The 25,085-nt window shown below is 48.8% G+C and carries 21 protein-coding genes, 1 tRNA gene and 1 pseudogene; 6 read left to right on the forward strand and 17 right to left on the reverse strand.

Going from position 1 to position 25,085, the window contains the following annotated elements; translation table 11 throughout:
* Window positions 1-70 precede the first annotated feature (70 nt).
* Entirely contained in the window at window positions 71-589 is a 519-nt protein-coding gene (locus NATSA_RS06600; protein WP_210511223.1) for a cupin domain-containing protein, read from the forward strand.
* Window positions 590-758: 169 nt separating this feature from the next.
* Here the strand turns inward: NATSA_RS06600 and NATSA_RS06605 are convergent, their stop codons facing one another.
* The 5 genes from NATSA_RS06605 to NATSA_RS06625 all read right to left on the reverse strand — a co-directional run bounded on the left by NATSA_RS06605 (window position 759) and on the right by NATSA_RS06625 (window position 3,539).
* The gene (locus NATSA_RS06605) at window positions 759-1,655 is read right to left on the reverse strand and encodes a fasciclin domain-containing protein (RefSeq protein ID WP_210511224.1); all 897 of its coding nucleotides are present in this window, start codon (window positions 1,653-1,655) and stop codon (window positions 759-761) included.
* A 486-nt stretch (window positions 1,656-2,141) separates the two neighbouring features.
* Entirely contained in the window at window positions 2,142-2,546 is a 405-nt protein-coding gene (locus tag NATSA_RS06610) for a type II toxin-antitoxin system VapC family toxin (RefSeq protein WP_210511225.1), read from the reverse strand.
* Complete coding sequence (locus tag NATSA_RS06615; RefSeq protein WP_210511226.1) at window positions 2,543-2,782, reverse strand: FitA-like ribbon-helix-helix domain-containing protein; 240 nt, start codon at window positions 2,780-2,782, stop codon at window positions 2,543-2,545. The genes NATSA_RS06610 and NATSA_RS06615 overlap by 4 nt, the downstream gene beginning before the upstream one ends.
* A 171-nt stretch (window positions 2,783-2,953) precedes the next feature.
* Window positions 2,954-3,367, reverse strand: a complete 414-nt coding sequence (locus tag NATSA_RS06620) for a type II toxin-antitoxin system VapC family toxin (RefSeq protein WP_210511227.1) — start codon at window positions 3,365-3,367, stop codon at window positions 2,954-2,956.
* A complete protein-coding gene (locus tag NATSA_RS06625) occupies window positions 3,360-3,539 on the reverse strand; it encodes a hypothetical protein (protein WP_210511228.1) in 180 nt (59 codons plus the stop codon). The genes NATSA_RS06620 and NATSA_RS06625 overlap by 8 nt, the downstream gene beginning before the upstream one ends.
* Before the next feature lie 888 nt (window positions 3,540-4,427).
* Here NATSA_RS06625 and NATSA_RS06630 point away from each other — a divergent pair.
* Entirely contained in the window at window positions 4,428-4,592 is a 165-nt protein-coding gene (locus NATSA_RS06630) for a hypothetical protein (RefSeq protein WP_210511229.1), read from the forward strand.
* Window positions 4,593-4,789: 197 nt separating this feature from the next.
* On the opposite strand, the gene NATSA_RS06635 is transcribed toward NATSA_RS06630, so the two are convergent.
* Window positions 4,790-4,871: transfer RNA gene (locus NATSA_RS06635), tRNA-Leu, on the reverse strand.
* Window positions 4,872-5,251: 380 nt separating this feature from the next.
* Here NATSA_RS06635 and ftsH point away from each other — a divergent pair.
* Window positions 5,252-7,216, forward strand: a pseudogene (gene ftsH / locus NATSA_RS06640) (ATP-dependent zinc metalloprotease FtsH); the annotation flags it as partial.
* A gap of 228 nt (window positions 7,217-7,444) precedes the next feature.
* A complete protein-coding gene (locus tag NATSA_RS06645) occupies window positions 7,445-8,953 on the forward strand; it encodes a M20 family peptidase (protein WP_210511231.1) in 1,509 nt (502 codons plus the stop codon).
* Between the two features lie 45 nt (window positions 8,954-8,998).
* Here NATSA_RS06645 and NATSA_RS15575 read toward each other — a convergent pair whose 3' ends face one another.
* The 3 genes from NATSA_RS15575 to NATSA_RS06655 all read right to left on the reverse strand — a co-directional run bounded on the left by NATSA_RS15575 (window position 8,999) and on the right by NATSA_RS06655 (window position 11,159).
* Window positions 8,999-9,130, reverse strand: coding sequence for a hypothetical protein (locus NATSA_RS15575; RefSeq protein ID WP_272491752.1), 132 nt, complete (start codon window positions 9,128-9,130; stop codon window positions 8,999-9,001).
* A gap of 128 nt (window positions 9,131-9,258) precedes the next feature.
* Complete coding sequence (locus NATSA_RS06650; RefSeq protein WP_210511232.1) at window positions 9,259-10,299, reverse strand: glycosyltransferase family protein; 1,041 nt, start codon at window positions 10,297-10,299, stop codon at window positions 9,259-9,261.
* The gene (locus tag NATSA_RS06655; protein ID WP_210511233.1) at window positions 10,296-11,159 is read right to left on the reverse strand and encodes a UDP-2,3-diacylglucosamine diphosphatase; all 864 of its coding nucleotides are present in this window, start codon (window positions 11,157-11,159) and stop codon (window positions 10,296-10,298) included. The genes NATSA_RS06650 and NATSA_RS06655 overlap by 4 nt, the downstream gene beginning before the upstream one ends.
* A 159-nt stretch (window positions 11,160-11,318) precedes the next feature.
* Here NATSA_RS06655 and NATSA_RS06660 point away from each other — a divergent pair, with 159 nt between their 5' ends.
* Window positions 11,319-12,446, forward strand: coding sequence for a lipoate--protein ligase (locus NATSA_RS06660; RefSeq protein WP_210511234.1), 1,128 nt, complete (start codon window positions 11,319-11,321; stop codon window positions 12,444-12,446).
* A gap of 18 nt (window positions 12,447-12,464) precedes the next feature.
* Here NATSA_RS06660 and NATSA_RS06665 read toward each other — a convergent pair whose 3' ends face one another.
* From NATSA_RS06665 to NATSA_RS06680, 4 genes are read right to left on the reverse strand one after another with little or no spacing between them, the layout of a single operon-like run.
* Window positions 12,465-13,685 (reverse strand): SPOR domain-containing protein, encoded by a 1,221-nt coding sequence (locus NATSA_RS06665; protein ID WP_210511235.1) that lies wholly within the window; start codon window positions 13,683-13,685, stop codon window positions 12,465-12,467.
* A gap of 12 nt (window positions 13,686-13,697) precedes the next feature.
* Entirely contained in the window at window positions 13,698-16,388 is a 2,691-nt protein-coding gene (locus NATSA_RS06670) for a S9 family peptidase (RefSeq protein WP_210511236.1), read from the reverse strand.
* A 38-nt stretch (window positions 16,389-16,426) separates the two neighbouring features.
* Window positions 16,427-17,140 carry a ribonuclease H-like domain-containing protein gene (locus tag NATSA_RS06675; protein ID WP_210511237.1) on the reverse strand — a complete coding sequence of 238 codons (714 nt, stop codon included), beginning with the start codon at window positions 17,138-17,140 and terminating at the stop codon, window positions 16,427-16,429.
* Between the two features lie 44 nt (window positions 17,141-17,184).
* A complete protein-coding gene (locus NATSA_RS06680) occupies window positions 17,185-18,189 on the reverse strand; it encodes an asparaginase (protein ID WP_210511238.1) in 1,005 nt (334 codons plus the stop codon).
* Between the two features lie 173 nt (window positions 18,190-18,362).
* On the opposite strand from NATSA_RS06680, the gene NATSA_RS06685 reads away from it, so the two are divergent.
* Window positions 18,363-20,492 (forward strand): elongation factor G, encoded by a 2,130-nt coding sequence (locus NATSA_RS06685; RefSeq protein WP_210511239.1) that lies wholly within the window; start codon window positions 18,363-18,365, stop codon window positions 20,490-20,492.
* Here the strand turns inward: NATSA_RS06685 and NATSA_RS06690 are convergent, their stop codons facing one another.
* The 4 genes from NATSA_RS06690 to NATSA_RS06705 form a co-directional block, all read right to left on the reverse strand.
* Window positions 20,493-21,965 carry an OstA-like protein gene (locus NATSA_RS06690; RefSeq protein ID WP_210511240.1) on the reverse strand — a complete coding sequence of 491 codons (1,473 nt, stop codon included), beginning with the start codon at window positions 21,963-21,965 and terminating at the stop codon, window positions 20,493-20,495.
* Window positions 21,966-22,007: 42 nt separating this feature from the next.
* A complete protein-coding gene (gene lptC / locus NATSA_RS06695; protein WP_210511241.1) occupies window positions 22,008-22,640 on the reverse strand; it encodes an LPS export ABC transporter periplasmic protein LptC in 633 nt (210 codons plus the stop codon).
* Between the two features lie 50 nt (window positions 22,641-22,690).
* Complete coding sequence (gene upp, locus NATSA_RS06700; protein WP_210511242.1) at window positions 22,691-23,323, reverse strand: uracil phosphoribosyltransferase; 633 nt, start codon at window positions 23,321-23,323, stop codon at window positions 22,691-22,693.
* A 67-nt stretch (window positions 23,324-23,390) separates the two neighbouring features.
* Window positions 23,391-25,031 (reverse strand): alanine/glycine:cation symporter family protein, encoded by a 1,641-nt coding sequence (locus NATSA_RS06705; RefSeq protein WP_246481728.1) that lies wholly within the window; start codon window positions 25,029-25,031, stop codon window positions 23,391-23,393.
* Window positions 25,032-25,085: the final 54 nt, after the last annotated feature.

A 25,085-nucleotide genomic window follows, 5' to 3' on the forward strand; every position in this document is an offset into this window, starting at 1 on the left:
ACAACGACTGCTTTTTTATATGAGGTGCCGGATTTTTGTAATTCCGCAATAATTTTAACCAGCTTATGATATGCAGAAACTGAATTTCGACTTATATACATCCAGAAAAGAGGTATTTGAAGCCGTACGTAATTATGTGGACTCGTGTGGTTTTACCATCGCCGATGAAGATGACCAGCGTCCGTGGGGCGGATTTTTTGTAATTGAGGAGAGCCAGACATCCGAATTTATCAGCACGTTTTTCCCGCACCTGAGTCTTTCTGATTTCGAGGGATACCGGAAACTGAGTCCCAAATTTCTGATGGTAGCCCCGGGCCAGCGGCTCTCATGGCAATATCATCACCGCCGGTCTGAAATATGGAAAGTAATTGGCGGGGCCGCAGCTGTTGCAGTAAGTGACAATGATGATGAAACCGAACCCCGTCTTCTGCCGGAAGGAACGGTGGTTGAGCTCGAAAAAGGACAGCGTCACAGACTGATAGGAGTGGATCAGTGGGGGATAGTTGCAGAGATCTGGCGTCACACCGACCCGTCACATCCTTCCGATGAAAATGACATAGTGCGCGTACAGGATGATTTCGGCCGGTAATGCCCATCCGGCGGATGGTTGCATTTTCTTTTGATGGTAAAAGAAGTCGTATTATATAAAAAAAAAAGCTGCACCAGTACGATCATACCGATGCAGCTATCATGATGTGGCGTCACTGTTGTCAGAAGGCCGGAAATTATTCCGCACAATCTATTTCAAATGATAATCTTTACGGCAGCAGCACTTCGTCTATGATATGAATCACACCATTCACACCTTCGATATCAACGGTTGAAATATTTGAACTGCCATTGATTGTCGCAGCTCCGTCAGCAACTTCTACGGTGATGGATTCACCGCTGAGAGTAGTCACTTCCTGGGTCGGCTGCAGGTCGGAAGAAAACACCTGTGCGTCAACTGCGTGATAGAGAAGAACTTCTGTCAACTCTTCCACCGAAAGCCCCGCAGCGACATCCTCGATTTCTGCAAATGCTTCATTGGTCGGAGCAAAGACGGTAAATGGTCCGTCCCCGGAAAGCGTTTCTGCAAGGTCTGCATCAATCACTGCCTCGACAAGTGATGACAGGAAGTAGCGCTTGACTGCGTTATCCACTATGGTTCCGTAGGCATCCGGCAGAATAACGTTGTCAATCACATGAATGACACCGTTCCGCGCTTCAATATCAGCGCTGGTAACCGATGCGGTTCCATTGACTGTGACTCCTGATCCGCCGGCCACAATGAAGATGTCCTCTTCGGATAATGTTTCGACGGACTGTTCTGCATCCAGCTGGCCTGAGAACACTTCATTTCCCAGAACATGATACAGAAGAATTTCTTCCAGCTGGTCGGATGAAAGCGACTCAAGTGTACCTTCCGGAAGTGCTTCAAAAGCTTTATCGGTCGGTGCAAAAACAGTATAATCACCGTCTTCGTCCAGAACGCCATCAAGTCCGGTTGATTGAAGAGCATTCAGAAGAGTTGAGAATTCGTCATCATCCACCACAACATCTGCAATGGAAGGATCGCGGGTATCTGACTGGGTCGTTGAATCATCAGAGCAGGCTGCCGGAATCAGGGCCGCCGCCAGGAACAGTGCAAGTAAAGATATATTGCTCAATTTCATAATTACAGGGGTTTGTTGTCTGTTAGAATTGCTAACGTATATGAACAGGACACAGAAGAGAAAAAATGTGTACATCGTTCCCCGGCAGATGTTTTTTTTTACTTTTCTGAGATCAGCGCAGCAGACACAAAATTGGAAATGTGAATTTATCCTTATGTGATCCAGTGAGCTACAAGGCATCCTCGCAACATGAACAGAAAAAAAGGCCGGGTGTTATTGCGCAAGTTGTTGGGATAAGTTGTCTTTTCGCTCACACGTAAAGATGACATGCTGGGTGAATATTACCATCGAGAGCGCCAGGAGTTCATGCCCGGTCACCATTGCCAAAGGGTGATCATCATCCAGACAGAGTAACTTCGCCGGACAAGCACCTAATTATGAAATAAAACAGGGGAATCACCCTTTAACAGAGGTATGCCTGATAATAAGATATTTTGCCGGATTCTTGATTCTTGGCTAAGAGTAACCGTCTGTTATGTGGCGATATTAAGAGCCTAAGACATCTAAAGGTTTAGCAGATCGCTCAGGAAACAAACGAAGGATCTGCTTGTCCATGCTTATCAGTTTGATATCCAGCTCCTCTGCAAGACTGATGAATTCACAGTCGTAGGAAGAACAATCAGATTTATCTGCCAGATCATAAACTTGAACTGAGTTTACGTGAAACTCCCGTTCTTTCATTTGATTTTCTGCTTTTTCAGTTATTTGTATTGCTTCCGGCAGATCGATTAATTTCTTCCTCATGTAAAGAATGACAACATTCCTGAATTCACTTTTCCACAGAATAGGAGCAACCCATTCCGGATCCCACTGAAATAACTGTTCGCAAAGTTCCGTATGATCTGATGGCAACCAAAAATGGGCGAGGATGTTTGTGTCAACAACAATCATGGCCTGCCTTGATCAATGGCATCCTGGATCTCTTCAGCAGACAAACTTCCTCTAACTTTTTTCCTCATCATCCGGGCTTGACGAAGAATTTCATCGGGAGAAACACGCTTCGGCTCCACAGATCGCTCCAAACAAGTGATAATTTCGCTATTCATGCTGCGATGTTGAGCTTCTGCCTGTTGCTTCAGTTTGTTGTAAATAGACTCGGGTATATTCTTGACGGTTATACTTGGCATCGTCTTTAGGTTTCGCTATGGTGTAAATATGAAACTAAAAAAGAGGAGGAAATATTGCAAGGGGTGTAGCCATATAACGGCAAACGCATAACCGGCGTGGGCAACCGGTTATCATGGGGCGAAAAAGCCCCACACGCCCGGTTGATGCGCATGTTGCACGCGTACTTATAATTAAAGCTCAACAAGTTTAATTTCATCAAAGATCTGGAAATCCTTGGAGTTAAAAGTCGCAAAATGACGGACTCCATTTGCCAGGCCGATACTTATGATTTCAAAGTCGTGAACTTTTAGCCCTGTTGGCCGATAACGGTACAAGAGCTCTTTGAAAAGATCCAAGGACTCTTGGTTCGGGAAGAGGATTTGCAAGTTATTGATGATTTCTCCAAGAATATCAGAGGCAACGTCACTGCTCAGGCCATATCCATTTGGTTTGGTGACAACGGCTAGGAACTCGGAAAGGTTTTTAGAAGTGGTAGTGAGGACAAATTCGGGATGATCCAGTATTTTCCGGGCTTGATGAAAAAACCTGGAGTCCTGATCAATGGCGAAAATCAGGATATTGGTATCCACCAAAACCCTATTCATAAGCGGCAGAGCGAAGGTTGACCTGATCGAGTTTCCCTTTTAAATGAAGTGCACGAATATTGCGGTTATCCTTTTGTTGCTTTTTCAGTGTATCAAGATAAAGATACACTTTTTGCACATCGTGCTCAGAAAGCCGATCAATCTCTTTTTTTACTTTGTCTTTGGTAGTCATATAGCAAATGAGTTGGTTTACTACTGCTAATTTAGCTAACGGAAACGAAAAATCATAAGTATGATGACCAATCCCGACCAAAAAAGGCGGGAGAGGCAAACAGAGATAAAATGGGAGAGGAAGTGTATTTAGCCATTTACAGGCAAAAAAGAAGGATCTAATGATGCAAGCTTGATATGAGCGTAAATGAATTGGGAGAAAAACGCGGTAAGAACGGAATACTCGATTTACAGAAGTTGATCGAAAGGTTGTGAATATGCCAAGCGTCTAGCTGGTTATTACATGTCAAAAATATTCATATGGACTGCCTTATATTTCAGCCTCCTCACTTCACAATACTCATATTTTCTCTTTTTCACATAGCTGCTGACTTTAATCCGGGAGGTAAAGTCGCTACTTGATAGACCGCTCACAGAGCCGAAACCTTAACAATGCGATTTTGTGAATTTGTGAAAGAGTATTCAGAATTCACTGTTCTGATTTAAAATAACTTACATTATGTGAAAATAGTGCAGAGAGGGAGCCCAAGTTACGTGTCCATGCAGCTGTTCCGGTTCATATTATTTTAATCATATTGCTGGCTTTTTTATTCATCAGTTCATCATCCGAGTTTGAGATAAGAGGCACACTGGTTGATCAGGACCAATCCCCGAACTACCGTTCCTTTTCATGCCCCGGAGTATACGCAGGCTTCGATTGAAATCTACAATATTCTGAGTCAAAAAGTGCTGAGCAGACAGGCCGAAATTAGTGCAGGCAGTAATTGGATACAGGTTGCTCTTGGAGGTAATGTTTCACAGGGGCAATACATCGTTTGAGTGCAGGGAGTATGTACCAATGTAGCCGCCCCGGTCAAATTGCCCCTAACGGGCGTTCGCGGCTTCGTCAGTGGTACGATCTCCGACGGGTTCTATTCCCGACGGGCTCTACTGGTCAAGTGCCGTGCCGTCTGGTTCTGACACGTGGATCATGGACTTCGATAGCGGCTATGCCGGCATATCCGTCACCTATCGGGCAGACGGACCCTCTTTGTGCTGCATCAAGGATGAATGAATCAGTCCACTTAACTATACTCAGTAAATACTGTTTTGGAAAAGTCTAATGAGCGTCAGCTTTATATAATGAAATGCTTTTTTTGAAAACCCCCTTCAGGACGGAATAATCCTGAAAATGTTACACCATAGTTACACCAATATTAAAAACAAAAGCCGCAAAATGTTGATGATTAACACCATGCGGCTTTAATAGTGTACCAGAGGTGGGAGTCGAACCCACACGGCCGAAGCCACACGAGTTTGAGTCGTGCGCGTCTACCAATTCCGCCACTCTGGCATAGATTTTAAAATTACAAATTCCACAGAGTAAAAGTAAACCCTATTTTCCAATAATGAACGGAAACCTATCGTTGAATGAGAACGTTATATGTTTACGTAAATAAAGTATGATAAATTCAAATTTCCATACAGGCCTTGGTTTTGGCCAGGGTATTCTGACTTGTTCTCCATCTGTGAGAGGCGGAGCGCTGCATCAGATACTTTGCAATTCCGGTACTTTTTGAGGCCCATACTTTTTATCTTAGTCATTTTACCCCGTATCTAAAATCATAGTACGTGTCAGAAAAGCAAAATAACAAACAGCAGTCTCAGGACAGGAACCAATCATCATCTCCGCGACAGACTCCCGGCACACCACCAGCCGGACCTTCACGGATTATGATTTTTTATTTCCTTATTGCCGCCATACTCGGTATCTGGATCCTGTATTCCTATTATGGAGGACAACTCTCTCCTGACCAGATTCACTACAGCACATTCCGGGCCCAGCTTAAGGATAATAATGTAAAGGAAATTACCGTCCAGGGTGAACGCATCGAAGGAAAACTGAAAGAGGCAGCCGAGCGCAGGTCTGTTGAAGGGGATACTATCAGCTACACCGAATTTATTACCTACATACCATCTTTCGGCGATGACGAACTTATGGCGCTGCTCGAACAGAGCGAAGTGGAAGTAACCACCGTGCCTGAAAGCGATAATACATGGCTTTACTTCCTCTTTATGACCATGCCATTCCTGCTGATTCTGATCATCGCCATTGCCTGGTACCGGCGTATGAACTCACAGGGGCAGGGAATGTTTTCGATTGGCAAAAGCCAGGCGAAACTGCATAAACCAGGTGACGGAAAACAGACCACATTTGATGATGTCGCCGGCGGCGATGAAGCCAAACGCGAACTTCAGGAGATCGTTTCCTACCTGAAAGACCCCGGAAAGTTTGAAAAACTCGGGGTTAAAGTGCCCAAAGGTGTTCTGCTATACGGTGCCCCGGGAACAGGTAAAACCCTGATGGCCAGAGCCGTGGCCGGTGAGGCAGGTGTTCCGTTTTACAGCATCACGGGTTCCGACTTCATGGAAATGCTGGTTGGTGTCGGCGCCAAACGCGTTCGGGAAATGTTCAAAAACGCAAAAGAAGCTGCTCCTGCTATTATATTTATAGACGAGCTTGACTCCATCGGACGCCGTCGCGGAGCCGGTCTCGGAGGTGGTCACGATGAACGTGAACAGACACTCAACCAGTTGCTTTCTGAAATGGACGGATTCGAGCCCAATGAGAGCGTAATAATCATGGCTGCAACCAACCGTCCGGACATTCTGGATAAAGCACTGCTGCGACCCGGCCGATTCAACCGGAGGGTTGAGGTCGGTCTCCCGTCCCAGGAAGACCGTGTCAAGATTCTGCAGATTCATGCACGCAATAAACCGATGGCAGACGATGTCGATTTCGAAAATGTGTCAAGAGGTACTCCCGGGTTCAGCGGGGCTGACCTGGAGAACCTGCTAAACGAAGCTGCCATGCTGACGGCCCGCGACAACCGGGATAAAATTACACAGCGTGATATCGACCTTGCACGGGATAAAATCATCATGGGCCTGGAGCGCAAAGGCGTTGTTCTCGAAGAAGAAGAGCGCAGAATGCTGGCCTATCACGAAGCCGGACATGCCATCGTGGCTGCCGTTCTGGATAATACCGACCCTGTCCACAAAGTTACCATCATTCCGCGCGGACAGGCAATGGGGGTCACACAACAGCTTCCGGAAAGAGATCAGTACCTGTACCGTAAGGAGCATCTTCTGGATCGCCTTGCCGTAATTATGGGAGGCCGGGCCGCCGAACGGATGATCTTCAACACCGCTACGAGCGGGGCAGAAAATGATCTCAAACAGGTCACCAAACTGGCACGGAAAATGGTACTTGACTGGGGTATGAGTGACCAGTTCCGGTATACGGCACTGGGCGGCCAGCGCGAAGAAGTATTTCTTGGTGAGCAAATGGGTTCTCAGAGAGAGTACAGTGATGAAACGGCACGTGAGGCTGACAAGGCAGTTAATGCGATTTTGGAAGAGGCTTATAACCGCGCTGAAGAATTGCTGAAAAAGCACAAAAAAGCCTTTGACACCCTGGCAGAAATGCTTCTGGACCGCGAAGAGGTCTACGGAGACGAAATACTCAAACTTGTAGGCAAAAAGCCGAAAGCACCTGCCAAAACAACGGTCGCCGGAAGCATCGGAGGACAAAACGGATCGGGAAGAGATAAAAAGGATGACCGTTCCGAAGAAACTTCCGTGACAAAATCTTCAGACCAGTCAGCCCGTGATGGGAAGACCGACGGACAGATCAAATCTGATGAAGATAACGCTGATAATGAAAGCGACGATGAATCTGAAAATAACGAAAATCAGTCTGAGGCCTCCTGGACATCTGAGAAAAACAGCGGAAGCAACAAGGACAATAAATCCTGAGTGATTTATCTGATTACCGGTACTGCGTCAAAATTATTCAGTCGAAGATGACCAGTTCCGTTGAACATGCACTTAAGACAGACTCCTGCATATTTAAATGATGTTGTCATGACAAAACGCATTCTGGTTCGTTCAGTTACAGGTATCCTGATCGTACTTATTGCCGTTGCTGCAATTGTATTTTACCGGGCAATGCAGCTGAGCCACGATATTCCGGAAGTCGATCAGGTTACATATGATGACATTGACCTGGACAGAGCAGTTGAACGTTTATCACAGGCATTGCAATTCAGGACAGTATCAACACAGGAGCTCACATTTTTGTACCGGCCGGAGTTCGACAGGTTCATTGATTTCCTCGAGGATGAATATCCGGAAGTGCACAACACCCTTGAGCGCGAACGGGTAAACGGCTACACGCTTCTCTTTAAATGGGAAGGTACCGACCCGGACCTGCCCGCCGCCATGTTTCAGGGACATTATGATGTGGTTCCGGTGGAACCCGGGACGGAAGACGACTGGACCCATCCGCCCTTCAGCGGAAACATTTCTGACGGATTTGTCTGGGGACGCGGGGCCATTGACGACAAAAGCGGCATTTTTTCCTACCTCGAAGCGCTGGACTACCTGATAGCGAAGGGATATCAGCCCGGGCGGACCATGTACGTTGCCCTCAACCATGACGAGGAAATCGGTGGCCGCATGGGAGCAAGAAAAGTGGCTGACCTCATGCTCGAGCGCGAAACCGACATCGCATTTGTTGCCGATGAAGGAATGCCGGTTGCCCAGGAGATTATGGAAGGACTGGAACACCCAATAGCCATGATCGGTGTTGCCGAAAAAGGATATGTCAGTGTTGAGCTGAATATTCAAAAGGAAGGAGGTCACTCTTCCATGCCTCCCAGACTGACAACCATCGGCGTTTTGAGCTCGGCTATTAAAAATCTCAAGGAAAATCCCATGACCGGGCGTTTTGCCGGACTGCTGCGGGAAACGTTTGAGCCTCTGGCACCGGATCTTCCGTTAGCCTACAGACTTGCCCTGGCTAATTTGTGGCTGTTCGGCGGGATGGTCGAGGAGAGGCTTGGTTATATCCCGCATACCAACGCCGCACTGCGAACCACAACGGCCCCGACCATGTTCCACGCGGGAGTCAAGGAAAATGTCCTTCCGCAGACAGCACGCGCTGTGGTTAATTTCCGGATTCATCCGGATGACAGCGTTCAGGATGTGCTGGATTACGTCAGGGAAACCATTGTCAATGATGATATTGAGATTCGGGTGATGGAAGGTGCCCGGGAGCCGTCTCCCATCACACCGACATCTTCGGAATCATTTCAGGCCATGAAACATACGATCCACGAGATTTTCCCCGGAATCCCTGTAGCGCCATCCATGTTCCTTGCAGCCACAGATGCACGGCACTTCCCGGAAGTGACTGAAAACCTGCTTCGTTTCCGCCCGATCCGTGCCCGTCCGGACGATGCGGGGCGCATTCACGGCACCGACGAGCGAATCGGCATCGAGAACTTTGGCGAAATGATCGCATTCTACATACGGATGATGAAAAACACGACTTCCGGACAGGAGTTCAATACGGGTCAGTTTTCGGAGTGATCCTTGCTGTCAGATGATGGGCGGCTGCTCATCACCGAACCGGCATCAGAAACGGGTAATCAGCCAGATAATGATCAGAATGATAAATGCCCATGCCATGGCCATGGTTCCTTTCTGTTCAGGCGGAAACTCATAGTGGCAATAGCGGCACTCCTCCTCATCCCGTGAAACCTCCATTGCGCACGAGGGGCATTCTTTTGTTTTGTTTCTGCTGCCAAACATATCTCGAATGTACGCAGACACGGGATTATTCGCCAGTTTGAATTAAGATTACCCAGGACTGCCGGAAGCGGAAATTCGGGTTGTCAGGCAGGACGCACGTGTTTGACCGAACCATACCGGTCTAATACGTTTTCTGCAATTTCCCCGGTCAGATCAGGAAAGCGAATCCGCAAAGACAGTGCAGTTGACAACCAGTTTGAAAGCTGACGACAAAACCTGTCGCCGATATATTCTATTACGGGCACTCCCATTTTTTGCAGGGCTGCTGCATTGCACCATTGCTCGTATTGTCCGCGCATAGGTATAACCAGCAATGGGATACCGAGATAGATCGCTTCTGATGGTGCTTCAAACCCGGCACCGCAAAGTACATATGATGCTGAACTTAAACTATTCAGATACCCATCCTCTGAGACCGGATACACATGAATGTGCCCATACGTACCCGGTTGATCAGCGGTTTTCGAAAAAACGTGCCAGTCAATATCAGTGATATTTTTCAGGTATTTCATCAGAACAGATTCGTGATACGCCGGTAAATAAACCGTGGCATGCTCTCTTTCATACAATTTTTTTTGGGGTACAGAATGCAAGTTGAGTCGCAGATTGCGTATCTCTTCACGTATTACAGGAGGGTATATGAAATCTTCATAACTGAGGTAATGAAAACCTGCCGGGTAATCACACGGAGCATACCAGGAAAAAATGGCTTCTCCTGCAATGCTTCGCTTCTTTGGCCGGGGAGTCAGGTCTGATAAGAACGAGGCCTGATGGCTCAGACCAACACTCGGTATACCAGCCCGGCGTGCTGACCAGGCACTGATTGGTTCAAAATCACTTATCACCAAATCATATTTCTGGGTATCCAGCGAGTGTATGTCTTGCAGGAACCGCAACGGCCGCAATCTGTAAATGCTTTTCAGAAAATCAATTCCTCCGTTTTTACCGAAAGCGTAACTCAGACCCTTCAGATTGTAATCAGGCTGTTCACCTGGAATACAATCATACGAATGACCGCTGATCAGAATATCAACTTCCGCATGTTTTCTGAACTCCGGTAAAAAAGTGCGGGCTCTGCTGATATGGCCATTTCCCGTGCCCTGAATTCCGTAAAGCAACTTCATTGCAGCTCCTGATATACTTGCCCGTTGGAAGTATGCAGCGTTTCACTTACCAACGAATCATCAAAAATGCCAAAACTGTCCGGTATATCATCAAACACCACATCCGACATGTGCTGATAAACAGACCATTTACCATCTTTGTACTCAAGCGCACTCAAATGTTCAACCCAGTCTCCTGAGTTCATATAGATAACAGAGCCATTGCTGTTGGTTATTTTTTTGATGTTGGGTCTGTGGATATGGCCGCATATCACATAGTCGTAACCCTTTTCTATGGCCAGGTCAGAAGCAGTCATCTCAAAATTGCTTACAAATTTCACGGCCGATTTTACTCCGTTCTTGATACGGCGTGAGAATGACATGCGTTCGTGTCCCATTCGCATCCATACGGCATTGACCCACTTATTAAGTAAAATCAGAAAATTATAGCCCTTGCCTCCGAGTTTGGCTACGAATTTTGAATAGTGCATGGTCACATCAAAAACATCGCCGTGAAAAATCCAGGCTTTCTTACCGTCAATATTCAGCACCAGTTTGTCAAGCAGCTGAAAATTGCCCAGGCCGAAAGGTGAAAACTTCCTGAGCATTTCATCATGATTGCCGGTCAGATAATAAACCGATGTCCCGTTGCTCAGCATGCCCAGTATACACTTGAGAACCTCCATGTGAGTTTCCGGCCAGTAGTATTTCTTGAATTGCCAGATATCCAGCAGATCCCCGTTTAGTACCAGTGTTTTGGGTCGGACACTTTTCAGGTATTTTACCAGTTCTTCAGAATGGCATCCGTATGAACCAAGGTGAACATCAGATATGATAATCAGATCTGCTTCCCGTCGTTTCTTTTGATTATTCACTTTCATAATGTTTTTTCTGAAAGAAACAATTCTAATATGATGCTACTGTTACAAAAAAATTATCTTTGTGTTGCTATCAGTGTAATTCAGCAGTTTGTTATCTTTACACATACCACATCTGCTGGATATACTTGCCTTGCGTCACCCTGACCTTTGATCATTTTAATGATTCACGACTGGACTTATATTTTTAATAACCATCAGACCGCCCCGGATGCCAATCTGGCTCTTGAGGAATACGCGCTTCGCAATCTGGCGGACAGGAACTACATGATGCTCTATTGCAACGAGGCCTCTGTCGTCCTGGGCAGAAATCAGAATCCGCTGGAAGAGATTAATCTTGGCTTCGCTTACCGAAATAATATCCCTGTGCTCAGAAGAATTTCCGGCGGAGGAACCGTATTTCACCATCCCGGCAATCTGAACTTCAGCTTTATTACCGACTATAAAACGGATCGCCTCCATAACTTTCGTTTTTTCAACGAACCGGTTGTGCAGCTGCTCCGGCAGCTTGGAGTGCCGGCAGAAATGAACGACCGTAATGATATCCTCGCGGACGGACGTAAAATTTCCGGCAGTGCCCAGTTTTCTTCCAGGGGAAGAATGATCAGCCACGGCACCCTGCTTTTTGATGCCCCGCTTGATCAGCTGGATGAGCTGCTGACCGTGCAAAATAAAGATGTGCATTCCCGAAGTCATAAATCTGTGCGAAGCCGGGTAGCAAATATCAGCGGTTTTCTTGATCAGCAGATGGATATTTCTGAATTCCGTACTTATCTGACGGAAGGACTGACAGGCAGGTCCGGACTGCAAGACGCATGGACGCCGGGAGAAGCGGACAACAGGGAGGTGGAATCACTTCGCAGGAACCGTTACACCAGCTGGGAGTGGAATTATGGCAGATCACCCCGATTTTACATTGACCGGTCCGAAGAAATCAGCGGTTATACCGTTTCCATGCAGCTCTGTGCAGAAAAAGGCAGTATTTCAGAAACAGAATTCGCTGTTCATGACCTTAAAAAAAACCTGAATGGTGAAACTGGCCAGCCGGAAATCAGCAGAAATCAGTTGCAACGCACTCTTGCCGGTATTTCATCACTTCTCGTAAATAAACGATATGAACCGGTAACTATAATGAATACCGTTCAGACATGTGTGAGTGAAACGCTTGCATCAACAGCACAAAACCCGGAGAAAGGGCGCTGCGCATCAGCTTCGCAAATTGCCCGACAGATTTCCGGTCTCATTTACCGTCTTGAGACAGATTTCACCGAAACGCCACGTCAAACCTGACCAACCCGAATCAACCGGTCACTTCACATAAATCCATGAATCCGGATTGACATTGCTTCGGATTCGGTTAAGCTCTTCATTCGCGCTGCTGCGCGTGGAATGCTGACTGTAAGTAACTACATTGAAATTGTTTACCTGATCCTGAACAATCTGCGCATTTCCAAATCCCTCGGCACGCACATCTTCCAGAAGAAGCTCCGCGTTTTGCCGGCTTTCAAACACACCGGCCACAATGAAAAATGTTGTTTCATCACCTGTATTGGCTTGCGCTTCAGGTATTTCATCTGACAAATCCTCAAGTTTTTCTTCCAGCACATTGATGCGGATTGCCAGGCTGTCGATCTGGTCGTACTGTCTCATGAACTGCTGGTTGTAAACGGTGTTCAACTGATTGGTGATGTCGTTAAGGGATGAACTCAGCGACAGCAGCCGCTCGTTTATGGTTTCCATGGCAACGTCAGCAAGCTCCTGTTCCTGCTCCAGCTGCTGAAGACGGTCATCCATGTCATAAGTCAAGTGCGTAGTCCGGTGATCCTGTCGCTGCCATTCCGTATGCCGGACCGAGCTTCTGCCAAGTTTAAGTGAAATTCCGGCGCTTGTGTTTATATAGGAATCGCCGCCGCTCAGCAGGCCTGTAGATCCGCTGCCGGGAGCGCGCTCATACCCGTCAAGAAGGTCACTGTCGGAATGGTTAAGATCCACCTGCATAAAAACATCCACTCTGCGACTGATGCGGTATGTCAGCCCGCCTCCGAGACGGTAAAGCATGGCATTGCCTGAAAAGTTTCTGCCCGGGAAACCGGGGATGTCTGTGTCGGCCACATCGACACTGTTTCGGATCAGTCCCAATCCCGCCAGTCCGTACACACCAAACTGCTCTGTGACTCTGTTCACCCCGGTGACCATGCGCAGCAGATTGGCCCGGCCGCCCAGTCCGACGGTGTAGTAATTATTGGTGAAACCGGATTCATCCATAATTGCATCATCGGCCTTGAAACGTCCGATGCCGGCATGCCCATAGAGGGAAAACACAGGATTAACCGCATAACGGACGCCCAGTGCGCCCTGGGCAGTGACCCTGGAATCAAAGGTAAACTGACCAAATGTGGGACCTCCGGAAAGGTCGATACTCCAGTCGGTGAGGTTTTCTCCGATCTGCGCCTTACTTTGGCTGAATGGAACAAACAGTATCAAAACAATGGCAGCAGTAATCCATTTTTTCATATCGAACCTGGTCATTTTTGTTACGGTTTACTCAAAATCGCTTTTATTTTCTTTCCACCACTCCGGTTCATCCTTGAGCCATTTGTCGAACCATGAAATAATGGCCTCTTTCCACCGGATAAACTTTTTGTAATCGAGTATGTGGTGATCCTGATCCTTGACGGCTATGAATGCAACGTCCCGATCGAGCAGCTTCAGCGCTGTGAACATCTGAAGGCTTTCACCGGGCGGGACATTAGTGTCTGACATCCCGGTTACCAGCATCAGCGGAGTATGTATGTCATCAGCCTGGAAGACCGGACTTCGGTTGACATATATATCCTGCCGGTTCCAGGGGAAGCTGTTGGCAGTGGCTACACCACTGTATTGGTAACCCCAGAATCCTTCGCCCCAGTAGCTGGCCAGATTACTGATTCCGGCATGCGAAACGGCCGCGGCAAAAAGGTCGGTTTGTGTCAGAAGATACATGGTCATAAAACCGCCGTAAGAAGCGCCCATGGCGCCGACACGCTCACGGTCGGCATAGGCATGATCATCCAGGAATGCCGCAACGCCTGTGATAATCTCCTCTCCTGCAATTTCACCCCAGTCATTGACATGCCGCGCCGAAAACTCCTGGCCGAACCCGGTTGCCCCGCTGGGCTGCAGGACATACACCAGATATCCTTTGGCAGCGTAGAGCTCCTTGGGATAGCGTCCGGCAAATGCCCGGGTAACCGGCGTAGTTCCGCCATAGTAGTAAACGATGACGGGATATTCCTTGTCTTCGTCAAAATCCGGCGGATAATAAACATGCCCGTCGATTTCTTCATCCCACTTGTTGGTAAAGGTCCACTCCCGGACATCACCGAATGCCACATGCTGATAGGCCTCTGCTCCGGGATCGTACAGAACCGTGGCTGACGGACTCCGGTCTGTAAAGTCAATGGTCCATGCTTTCGGAGTGTCCGAAGCACCCGAACCGGTAAACACTCCGACAGCCTTGTTTTCGGCCAGGTCCAGAGATCCGGCCACATCCGGACCGGTATCATACAGACGGAACCGCTCGCGTCTTGTATCGTAACGATACAGATTTCTGTACGATTTTTCGGTTACCGTGAAATAGATATACCGACCGGTCTCATCCCAGGAAGCACCTGTGATTTCCGGATCAAAATCCCGTGTTATGGATGTAATTTCGCGACTTTCCAGATCATACAGATAGGCCTGGGTGTCATAATCGTTGGGCAGGAGGGTGTCAGGAATGTTCACACCTTCATCGCCAAAAGTGCCTGGCCCGCCGGTAATCAGGATCCGGTCACCATCCGGTGAAAACTGGCCTGATCCGGCAAATTTTACAGTGAAAAGGGAGTCGGTCTGCATCGTTTGCAGATCAAGGATGATATATTCAGTCTCACCGTAAGGACGTTCATCATACACCTCGTGATTGCGCGAAAAGAGGATTTTTTTCCCGTCAGGATGGATGCTGTTGAGGGTAGTGGAAAGAAGTCCGGCGGTGAGACGCCTTGTAGATCCCTGTTCGACATTCAGCTTGTAGAGAAAGCTGCGGTCGTGGTAGCCCGGGCGCCGGTCCTGCAACCCCCGGTAGTGAATGACGCCATCCCGTCCAGGGTCATGTTTTTCAGTGACGCTGTATATGACATAGGAAGCATCAGGAGACCAGCGGTAACCGGCAAAATCTTCAACATCTTTAAGTATGCGCTCTTTTTCACCGGTTTCAAGATCGATCACCCACAAATTGGTACCATCATTTCCTGCTTCGGTATAGCTGAACCTGAGCCCCTCCGGGAGCCATTGCATTCCCGTGATATCCATACCGCCGGCAAACCGGTGCCTGATGGTGCCTTCAGGAATATTCCGGATGTCGATATGCGTCTCGGGTGTGCCGTCAGGAGGGAGGTCGCGCCGGACATGAACAGCGGCAAGGTCACCATCCGGGCTGACCGAAACTCCGGCCGGACGCGGTGCGTTCGACAGGTCCCGCTGCATTACATGGCGTTCCGGAACTATAACGGATGCAATACGATGCTGATGCTCACCGGCATCCACTTGAACCTCAAGCGTCCAGTCCGGCAGCTCTTCTTCGGAACCGGAACTGTTTTCAGCGGCCGGATGCATGGTTTTCACCAGAAGCAGCTGAGTTCCCTGACGCAAGTTGACATTTGCGTTCACCGATCCGGCTTCGGCGCCGTCTTCTGTATCAGTATGATTTTTTACTGCAATCTCTTCTCCGTTTAAGAAAGCACGGATCATGCCTTCACTTTTGAGCGTGATGGATGCGGGCATGAAACGGTCGTTGGACAAATACACTGCAGACCAGCTGATGTTGTGATGCTCTTTTGTAGCACCCGGCAGAACAAGAATACTGTCTGCAAGTGTATGTGCTGTCCATTCGGGATGCTGGCCATCCGACCAGGCTACGGGCAACCCTTCCCGGGGCTGCCACTCATCGTAATCCATCAGATCGGATAACAGTATTTCAGTTGCATCCCATTTGCTTCCGTCAATGGCAGGATCATCATGGAAGACCGGGCTGAAATAATTAACCGGTCCCAGATGCAGCATCTCTTTGATGAGCGGACGCTCCTGGTCCTGTTCGCTTGTATCCGGCAAGATTGCGGACACCGCCGTCATCGGGCCGAAAGTCAAAACCGCAATCACTATTACAGAAATAACATGCAGCAAGGATGAGTAAAATGGTATGATGTTTCTGTTCATAGATCTGTTTATATCATTGATAATAGTTGCAGGGTGGGTCAGGTTGCTTCATTCTGGATTTCTTCCAGTTTGCTCAGAGCGCGCCTTCGCAGATTCTGAAAGTCACTTTCATTGAGAGAATTGCATGTATATTGAAGATGGAGCCAAATCAGATAGGTTGCCATCACATCTTCATAACAGTAGTGTTCGATCCGGTCAAGTTCACCATTTTGATACATTTCGAGCACCTCATCGCCTTCCCCTGTCACTTTCAGAGGTATGCCGACCAGCGCACCTATATGCTTGAGCCTGGGATAGCTGCTGGCTCCGAAGTTGCTGAACTCATCCATAAGATCCACGTTCTGCTTGCTGAACCGGTAACGGATGTCATGGGCGTTCAGCCGCGACGGTAGCTGAAGTCCGTGTTTCAGTGCCCGGTAATTGATCAGGGGCAGGTCAAATCCCTTGCCGTTGTGGTGAATCACACCAAAATCCTTGTAGGTGGTGAGCGAGTCAACAAGTGAAAGCAACCCTTCCCGCTCATTTTTCCCGCTCCATGCCACTTTTTGCTTTGGCTCACCGCCGGATGTAACCCAGAGCCCGACCCAGGAGACCATTTGGTGATACATGGGGGGCAGAAATCCGGATTTCCCCCGGCCAAACTCTTCGCCGGCCAGTTCAAGCAGCGTTTTGTCATCCTCCGGCGGATTGTCGATCAACGATCTCAGAAGCGGTATATCCGGAATGGATTCAATATCAAAAACAAAATACATGGTCGGTTGTTTGGGTCGGCGGTTGAAATTCTGATGTCAGTATGTCAGTGTGTGCGCTCTCCGGCAAGGTTTTCACGAAACTGCTCGCGGATCACATGAATATCATGGTAATGATCAAGAAGATACATCATTTTCGTGACGCATGCTTCGGTTGTCATGTCACCGGCACCCAGCGCGCCTATATCACGCACCCTGCGTCCGCCCTCGTATTTGTCCAGATCCACATCATCATAAATTGACTGGGAGGTAATGACAACTATACCACCCGCGGAAATGTAGCGGTCAATATCCTGAATAAACGTATGGTTTTTGCCGGACGGAAGATTGCCGCTGCCATAAGCCTCGATAACAAGGGCACGTGCACTATCTGAATTCTTTGGCACGACATCCCTGCTGTTCATTCCGGGATACATGGTAATCAGACGGAGGGATGGATTAAAGCCCGGACCGGCCCAGAAAGTACCCGATGCAGGGCGGTATTGTTCTGTGATGCTCAGTCTGACACCAAACTCTGCCAGGGTCGGATAGTTGGGTGTTGCAAAGGCATCGAAATCACCAATGCTCAGTTTTGTAGCACGGTTGCCGCGGTACACACGGTCATTAAAGCAGATACAGACCTCAGGCATATACAGTGTGGCCAGTTCCACGGAATTGATCAGATTTCGCCGGGCATCTGTCCGCCGGTTGCTCAACGGAACCTGACTGCCTGTAAATACGACAGGTTTTGTCAGATTGCGGAAGCAGAAAGAGAGGGCCGACGCCGTCCAGGCCATGGTGTCGGTCCCGTGAAGAACGACGAACCCGTCAAACTCATCGTACCTTTTGGCAATGGCCTGTGCCAGCTGGACCCACATCGACGGAGTCATATTTGCACTGTCTTCCAGAAACAGCGTTTGTGACTCCACATGGGCAATTTCCTGCAAACCGGGCACCTGTTCGTCAAAATAATTCAGGTTGAAGGATGACTCACCGCTTTCTCCATCTTTTTTACTTTCATGGAGTTGCATCGTTATGGTGCCGCCGGTGTGAAGAATTAGTATCCGTTTCATTGCATTTGCTTGCTGCTTCTTATTGCCAAAAGGTTCCCAAAAAGTTACTTTGACATGTTACATGTCTGTGATTACTTAAAATAATTATACCAGGCGATCAGATTAAAATGAAATTATTGACAATTCGTCTGAAATGATGAACAAGCGACGTTAACTCAAATGGAGTATAGCCCATGAATGTGTATAAGCCAAACAAAATCAGAAATATCGCTCTGCTGGGGCATTCCGGTTCCGGCAAAACCACCCTCGCAGAGACCATGCTTTTTGAATCAGGTACCACGAAAAGGCGAGGGAGTGTAGAGGAAGGCAATACGGTCTCTGATTATCACCCCATCGAAAAGGAAAAACAGAAGTCGGTATTCAGCTCATTCATGCACCTCGACTGGAGAGGAACCAAAATCAATCTGATTGACACACCGGGTACCGCCGATTATGTCGGTGAAGTTGTCAATGCACTCAAAGTAGCCGACGCAGCCGTCTTCGTACTGGATGCCGAACACGGGGTGGAAGTAGGAACCGAAGTGCTCTGGAACATCGTCGCCGATATGAACAAACCGGCGTTTTTCATAGTAAATAAAATAGACCATCCGAATTCCAACTATCAGGCTGTACTGGATCTCTGCAAGGAGCGGTTCGGAAGGGAAGTGGTACCGGTTCAGTATCCGTACGAAGAGGGCGAAAGCTTTAACACCATCATTGATGTCCTGAAAATGCAGATGTACGAATTTGCCGAAGGCGGCGGGAAACCGGACAAGCTGCCCATCGCAGATTCACAGAAAAGCCAGGCCGATCTTCAGCACAACGATCTTGTAGAGTCCATCGCCGAAAACGACGAATCGCTCATGGATCTCTATTTTGAAAAAGGACACCTCGATGAAGACGAAATGGTGGAAGGACTTAAAAAGTCCATCATGAACCGCCAGATATTTCCGATGTTCTGCCTGTCAGCCGAACAAAATATGGGCTCCGGCCGTGTGATGGGATTCATCGACAATGTCCTTCCGAATCCTCTTGAAGCCAATCCCGACACCGATGACAGCGGAAATGAGCTCACCATCGATACCGAACAAAAGCCGCTGGCATTTCTTTTTAAAACCATTTCAGAGGAGCATGTCGGTGACCTGACGTTTTTCAAGGTGTATGGCGGTACGCTTAAGGCCGGCACAGACATGATCAACCACTCCAAAGGCTCGACCAACCGTCTGGGTAACCTGTTTCTGACACAGGGCGGTAAACGGGTGGACATTCAGGAAGTACAAGCCGGTGATATTGGCGCTGTTGTGAAGCTTAAAGATGGCAATGTCGGAGATACTCTGCGTGACAAAAGTCTTGATATCGGAATTTCAAAAGTCAACTATCCTGAGCCTACCGAGAGAATGGCCGTCCGTTCCAAAGAAAAAGGAGAAGAGGAGAAGATTGGATCCGCACTGAACCAGATTCAGCGCGAGGATCCTTCACTGCATGTTGAAAACAGCATGGAGCTTAATCAGATTATTCTGAGCGGACAAGGAGAAGAGCACCTGAATGTTGTCAAGAACATGCTTGAAAACCGCTTCAAGCTGAATCCTGAATTCTATGAACCGGGGATTCCGTATCGTGAAACCATCACAAAACCGGTTAAGGCGCAATACCGCCACAAAAAACAGTCCGGTGGTGCAGGTCAGTACGGTGAAGTATATCTCTATCTGGAACCCTACGAAGAGGGCATGCCGCCGACTCCCGATGTATCGGTCAGGGACACCCAGGAAATTGACCTCGAATGGGGCGGAAAGCTGATTTTCCAGAACTGTATCGTCGGAGGTGTGATCGATGCCCGTTTTATGCCGGCCATCCTGAAGGGAGTTATGGAAAAAATGGAAAACGGACCGCTTTCGGGATGCCGCGCCCGTGATGTAAGGGTTTCTGTTTATGACGGATCCATGCACACGGTAGACTCCAACGAGGCGGCATTCAAAACAGCTTCCCTGATGGCTTTCAAAAAAGGATTCCTGGAAGCGAAACCGCAGCTGCTGGAGCCGGTATATGAAGTGGAAGTGACTGTACCGGCAGAGTTTATGGGCGATGTGATGAGTGATCTTTCAACTCGCCGCGGCCAGGTCCAGGGCATGGACTCGGAAGGAACATTTCAGAAGGTGAAAGCCCTGGTACCGCTTGCGGAACTGTATCGTTACGCCACCCATCTGCGCTCCATGACACAGGGCCGGGCGACTCATACCCGGACGTTCCATGAGTACGGACCGGTTCCGCACGAAATCCAGGAACGCATTATGAAAGAAACCGCAGAGATGGAAGAGTCGGCCTGATTATCGGGACGCCGGTTCAGTTTCGCGCTCTGCAGCATTGTTTCTAACTCCATTCTCTCCGGGATAGCGGTCAGGCAGCTCAAATGGCCGCCCACCCGGGATGGGAGGGAGACGGGGCTCCATGGGTTCATCGGGACGCTGCGGACGCAGCTCCGGTTCCCACACAAAACCGTCTATCCTCTTGTTTTCCACATCGGGGTTTTCCGGATGGAATGTGCCGTCTACATTGCGCCTTGCAATAACATCGTCAAGCTCGCCGCCTCCGAAAAGCAGTTTTATAAAATCAGCCGTCATCTCGATGGCACCGTCAGGATTGCCGTCTGAGTCCTTGACAAAGTACAGGACATTTCCCTGGGGAAAGACATCCATAAACGATACCGTTCCCTCCTGAAACTCAATGTAGAGTGTATCCCCGGTAATCTGATTGAGGCGGTCAATGGCTGTATCACGCTGTACGGCAAAGGGCCGGTCGTGGCCCCTCAGATATCGCACACTGTCATCCTCCACCTGAATCAGAATGTAAGGGCCGGACAACTGCATTTCATCGTACCAAAGCCTGGGATTGCCTGTCAGGATGAACTTTTCAGTCAGGTCATCATAATCAGCCGTGTCTGACAGGCTGCTGTATGAATCTGACCATATATGGACATTTTCATAGGCTGTGAAGGTGTTGATCGTATCTTTCTGGTGGACCTCCATCCACTCTGACCACTGGAAGGTGGTGTCGGTCTGCTCTTCATTGATCCGCCGCATCCTGCTTCCGCCCTCAACGCGGCGGTAACCGGTAGAGTCGGAAAGCACAAACTGACCCATGAGTCGTGTCCGGTGTTCCAGGTCATCCAGAAATACCCGGCCATGCAGCTCGTAATACTCGTCCGCCCGGTTGGTGAACATGCTGTCTGCTTCAATGTATTGCAGCGAATCGGCCACCTGCACGTTTCCCCTGAAAATGGCACTGTCCAGAGCATTGTAGTAGTAGCCTGAGTCGGCCACAAGTACCCCGCGTTCATCCTCCAGGCGCAGATATTCCGGGAAAAGGGCGATTTCAGTGGCGAAGCTGTAGAAAACTTCCTGACTGAACAGCAAGGCGTTTTCCGACTGCATTATGACACGGCCCTCGAAATGAGTGATTTCAGAATCCAGATCGTACGTGGCCTTGTCAGACCAGATGCGCTCACGGTCGGACTCGATTTCAATATTGCCGAAAGCGCGGAGCTCATCGAGATCCAGATACTGCATGGCACTGTCACAGACTATGGTGAAGTCGTCGGTTTGGAGCTTAACATTTCCCGTGAGTTTTCTGATCCTGCCATCTTCTGTGGTAACTCCTTCCAGCTGGTCTGATTGCAGAATACGGACCCGGTTCTGGGCTTCTGCCGTTTCGGCATGCGGGCCGGGCAGCAAAGCGATCATCACCGCCAGCAGCAGTGCCGGTATGAGGCCGGAAATTCGATGTGCGGAAAATGTATTCATGAATAATTGCAGAAATTCAGTGTTAAGTAATGGCCATCATTCTCAGTCAGTTTCATAGGCAGATTCGGAATCGGAATCGGCATCAGAGTCAGAGGCAGAGGCAGGGCTGGATTCCAGTTCAAATTCACCGGTGACTTCTGAAAGCCGGTAATCCTGCAGGTCATCGGTGCCGTCCAGTCCGTATCCGGTTATGCTGTCTGACCGGGTCACAATGATTACAAAATCGGGACTGTGGATCGTCTGATCGCGCTGAGACCATTCCAGGTAATCGGTGAAAAGCCGCCTCCCTTCGTCAGTTTCAACAACAACATCATCTTTGAAATGAAATTCGGATTTTCTTCCGAGATATCGTGCCGATTTGCTGACAACGGTAGTTTTCACGCCCCCAAGTGTATCCAGGACGGTTACGTGGACAGAATCCTGCAGTTCGGTCTCGGTTTCGCCGTCACGTGTGAATGTAAGCGCATAGGGGGAGTGTACCGATACTATCCGGTGTCCGTCTTCAATCAGATCCATGTTGATCGTACGTGATTCGGTAACAGACAACAGCGAGTCTGAGATGGCATCTTCCATCCGTTCACGGTCATAATCGGAAAGATCGGTACACCCGGCCGCCCATCCTGCCAGCACGGAAATAAGCAGAACCGGCACAATATGTCTGTAATTGGTAGTCACGCTGCGGGATTTAACACAAAAGTGGAGTGAACATTTACTACCATAACGGGTCAGATGGTACCAAATATTCTGTCACCGGCATCCCCGAGTCCCGGAACGATAAATGCATCATCATTCAGCCGCTCATCAATGGCGGCCGTAATTATGGAAATATCGGGATGCTCATCCTGAACCCGCTTTATTCCTTCCGGGGCAGAGATGAGGCACATGAAGCGGATATTTTTGGCTCCCTTGCGCTTGAGAAAGGTGATGGAATCGGTTGCACTGCCTCCGGTTGCGAGCATCGGATCAACCAGCAGCACCTGGGCCTGTTTGATATTTTCAGGAATCTTGGAGTAGTAATCGACCGGCTGATGCGTGATTTCGTCACGATACATACCCAGATGTCCGATTTTTGCCTCAGGGATAAACTGCATGACGGCATCGACCAGGCCCAGTCCGGCCCTCAGTATCGACACCACGACAACATCAGTGTCAATTTCATATCCGTCGGTTTTCTGGATGGGCGTTTCGACTTCAACTTTTTTCAAGGGGAGCCCTTTTAAAGAGTTGTAGGCCAGTATGATGGCAATTCTGCTCAAGGCTGACCGGAAAACGGGGGGAGGGGTTTCACAGTTTCGAAGTACAGTCAGATCCCGGGCAACCACCGGATGATCAACCAGTGTTACGTTTTTGAACGTCATAAATAATTGGAATGATTTTGGTACAAAAGTGAATGAATGAGTTATTGATGGAAAAACCGGAGGCAGGCTACATCTCCGGATTATCAAAATAGGTTTTTGTCGCCTTGTAGACTACCCCCGATAATGCGAAAAGTGCGATAAGGTTGGGGAATGTCATCAGACCTAACATGATGTCTCCGAATGTCCACACCAGACCAAGGGTTACCATCGCTCCGGCAAAGTGCATTATCAGATACATCACACGATAATAAAAAATGGAGCGGTCCCCGAAAAGATACTGAATGGAGCGGTCTCCGTAATAACTCCAGCTGATGGAAGTGGAGATGGCAAAAAGCAGGACGGCAAGCGTAACAAGATATTGTCCGCCGGGGAAAAGCGGAGCCAGTCCGCGCTCAAACGCAGCGGCAGTCAGCGGTGCCCCATTTTCTATAACACCGCTGTGCACATGGCTTTGCGGCACGTCATCAGCATCATAGGCCACGGCTATGCCTTCCTGCACTTCAATCCGGCCGTAAAACAGGCGCGTCCGTGATTCATCGGTGAATATGGTGTCGACAGGGAAACCGTAGTAATGCATTTCGCCATCTACCGGAAGCCCGGATTCAATGGTGATCTCCAGATATTCCGGCTCCGTATCCTGATCATCCGGGTTGATGTAGGTAATCTCCTGATGATTCAGATTGAGATGGGCCGGATGATGCGAATCCCATGAACCGGTGGTGATAATGACAAGTCCTGTCATCGTGCAAATGACCAGAGTATCAATAAATGGCTCCATCAAAGCCACAACACCGACCCGCACCGGCTGGTCTGTCTTGGACGCCGAATGGGCAATCGGAGCGGAGCCCTGACCCGCTTCGTTGGAAAACAATCCTCTCCTGATTCCCCAGACAAAAGTCATCATGAAAGCACCTGAGCCAATGCCAAAAGCGCCGGCCTCCGGAGAAAAGGCGGATGTGAAAATGAGCACTATGGAAGGAATGAGCTGCGCATGGTGAATAATCAGAATGATGATGGCACCCATGATGTAGAGCAGGGCCATTACAGGCACAAGCCGGGCGGTGACAGTGCCAATCCGTTTGATTCCGCCGATGATGACCAGTCCTACCATCGTTGCCGTGAACAGGCCGGTAAATACCTTTGGAATTCCGAAGGCGCTGTCCATAGTGTCAGCGACGGTATTGGCCTGAACTCCATTACCGGTGAGAAAGGAGCAGATCACGGCAAAAGTGGCAAAACAGACCGCGAGCCACTTCCATTTTTTACCCAGTCCACGCTCAATATAATACATCGGCCCGCCTGAAACAGAACCGTCTGGATTGGTCCGCCTGTAAATGGTACCCAGTGTACATTCGGCATACTTGATGGCCATCCCGAAAACCGCAGTCAGCCACATCCAGAACAGCGCTCCCGGCCCTCCGAAGTGGATGGCAAGGGCAACTCCGGCGATATTGCCAATGCCAACCGTTGCTGAAAGCGCCGTACTCAGTGCCTGAAAATGATTGACATCTCCGGTGTCATTGGGATCGTGATACCGCCCGGAGAGGACCCGCAATCCGTGGCGGAATTTCCGGACCTGTATAAAACCGAGTCTGATGGTGATGAATAATCCGAAACTGAGAAGGGCAATGACCATTACCGGCATGATTTCCGGAGTGTTCCATACCAGTTCGTCTAAGGTGTATATGATTTTTTCAAAAATCTCCATAATGCCTTGTTATTTATGTGCGTGGACATGAAAGAAAAGGCCGGACCCGCACTC

Origin of the sequence: Natronogracilivirga saccharolytica (genome assembly GCF_017921895.1) — a bacterium.
GTDB classification, from domain to species: domain Bacteria; phylum Bacteroidota; class Rhodothermia; order Balneolales; family Natronogracilivirgulaceae; genus Natronogracilivirga; species Natronogracilivirga saccharolytica.

What these genes read in the sequence shown, in the direction of transcription:
- NATSA_RS06600 (WP_210511223.1), top strand. Translation starts at nt 71, where the DNA reads ATGCAGAAACTGAATTTCGACTTATATACATCCAGAAAAGAGGTATTT.
- NATSA_RS06605 (WP_210511224.1), bottom strand. Translation starts at nt 1,655, where the DNA reads ATGAAATTGAGCAATATATCTTTACTTGCACTGTTCCTGGCGGCGGCC.
- NATSA_RS06610 (WP_210511225.1), bottom strand. Translation starts at nt 2,546, where the DNA reads ATGATTGTTGTTGACACAAACATCCTCGCCCATTTTTGGTTGCCATCA.
- NATSA_RS06615 (WP_210511226.1), bottom strand. Translation starts at nt 2,782, where the DNA reads ATGCCAAGTATAACCGTCAAGAATATACCCGAGTCTATTTACAACAAA.
- NATSA_RS06620 (WP_210511227.1), bottom strand. Translation starts at nt 3,367, where the DNA reads ATGAATAGGGTTTTGGTGGATACCAATATCCTGATTTTCGCCATTGAT.
- NATSA_RS06625 (WP_210511228.1), bottom strand. Translation starts at nt 3,539, where the DNA reads ATGACTACCAAAGACAAAGTAAAAAAAGAGATTGATCGGCTTTCTGAG.
- NATSA_RS06645 (WP_210511231.1), top strand. Translation starts at nt 7,445, where the DNA reads ATGACAAAACGCATTCTGGTTCGTTCAGTTACAGGTATCCTGATCGTA.
- NATSA_RS15575 (WP_272491752.1), bottom strand. Translation starts at nt 9,130, where the DNA reads ATGGAGGTTTCACGGGATGAGGAGGAGTGCCGCTATTGCCACTATGAG.
- NATSA_RS06650 (WP_210511232.1), bottom strand. Translation starts at nt 10,299, where the DNA reads ATGAAGTTGCTTTACGGAATTCAGGGCACGGGAAATGGCCATATCAGC.
- NATSA_RS06655 (WP_210511233.1), bottom strand. Translation starts at nt 11,159, where the DNA reads ATGAAAGTGAATAATCAAAAGAAACGACGGGAAGCAGATCTGATTATC.
- NATSA_RS06660 (WP_210511234.1), top strand. Translation starts at nt 11,319, where the DNA reads ATGATTCACGACTGGACTTATATTTTTAATAACCATCAGACCGCCCCG.
- NATSA_RS06665 (WP_210511235.1), bottom strand. Translation starts at nt 13,685, where the DNA reads ATGACCAGGTTCGATATGAAAAAATGGATTACTGCTGCCATTGTTTTG.
- NATSA_RS06670 (WP_210511236.1), bottom strand. Translation starts at nt 16,388, where the DNA reads ATGAACAGAAACATCATACCATTTTACTCATCCTTGCTGCATGTTATT.
- NATSA_RS06675 (WP_210511237.1), bottom strand. Translation starts at nt 17,140, where the DNA reads ATGTATTTTGTTTTTGATATTGAATCCATTCCGGATATACCGCTTCTG.
- NATSA_RS06680 (WP_210511238.1), bottom strand. Translation starts at nt 18,189, where the DNA reads ATGAAACGGATACTAATTCTTCACACCGGCGGCACCATAACGATGCAA.
- NATSA_RS06685 (WP_210511239.1), top strand. Translation starts at nt 18,363, where the DNA reads ATGAATGTGTATAAGCCAAACAAAATCAGAAATATCGCTCTGCTGGGG.
- NATSA_RS06690 (WP_210511240.1), bottom strand. Translation starts at nt 21,965, where the DNA reads ATGAATACATTTTCCGCACATCGAATTTCCGGCCTCATACCGGCACTG.
- upp (WP_210511242.1), bottom strand. Translation starts at nt 23,323, where the DNA reads ATGACGTTCAAAAACGTAACACTGGTTGATCATCCGGTGGTTGCCCGG.
- NATSA_RS06705 (WP_246481728.1), bottom strand. Translation starts at nt 25,031, where the DNA reads ATGGAGATTTTTGAAAAAATCATATACACCTTAGACGAACTGGTATGG.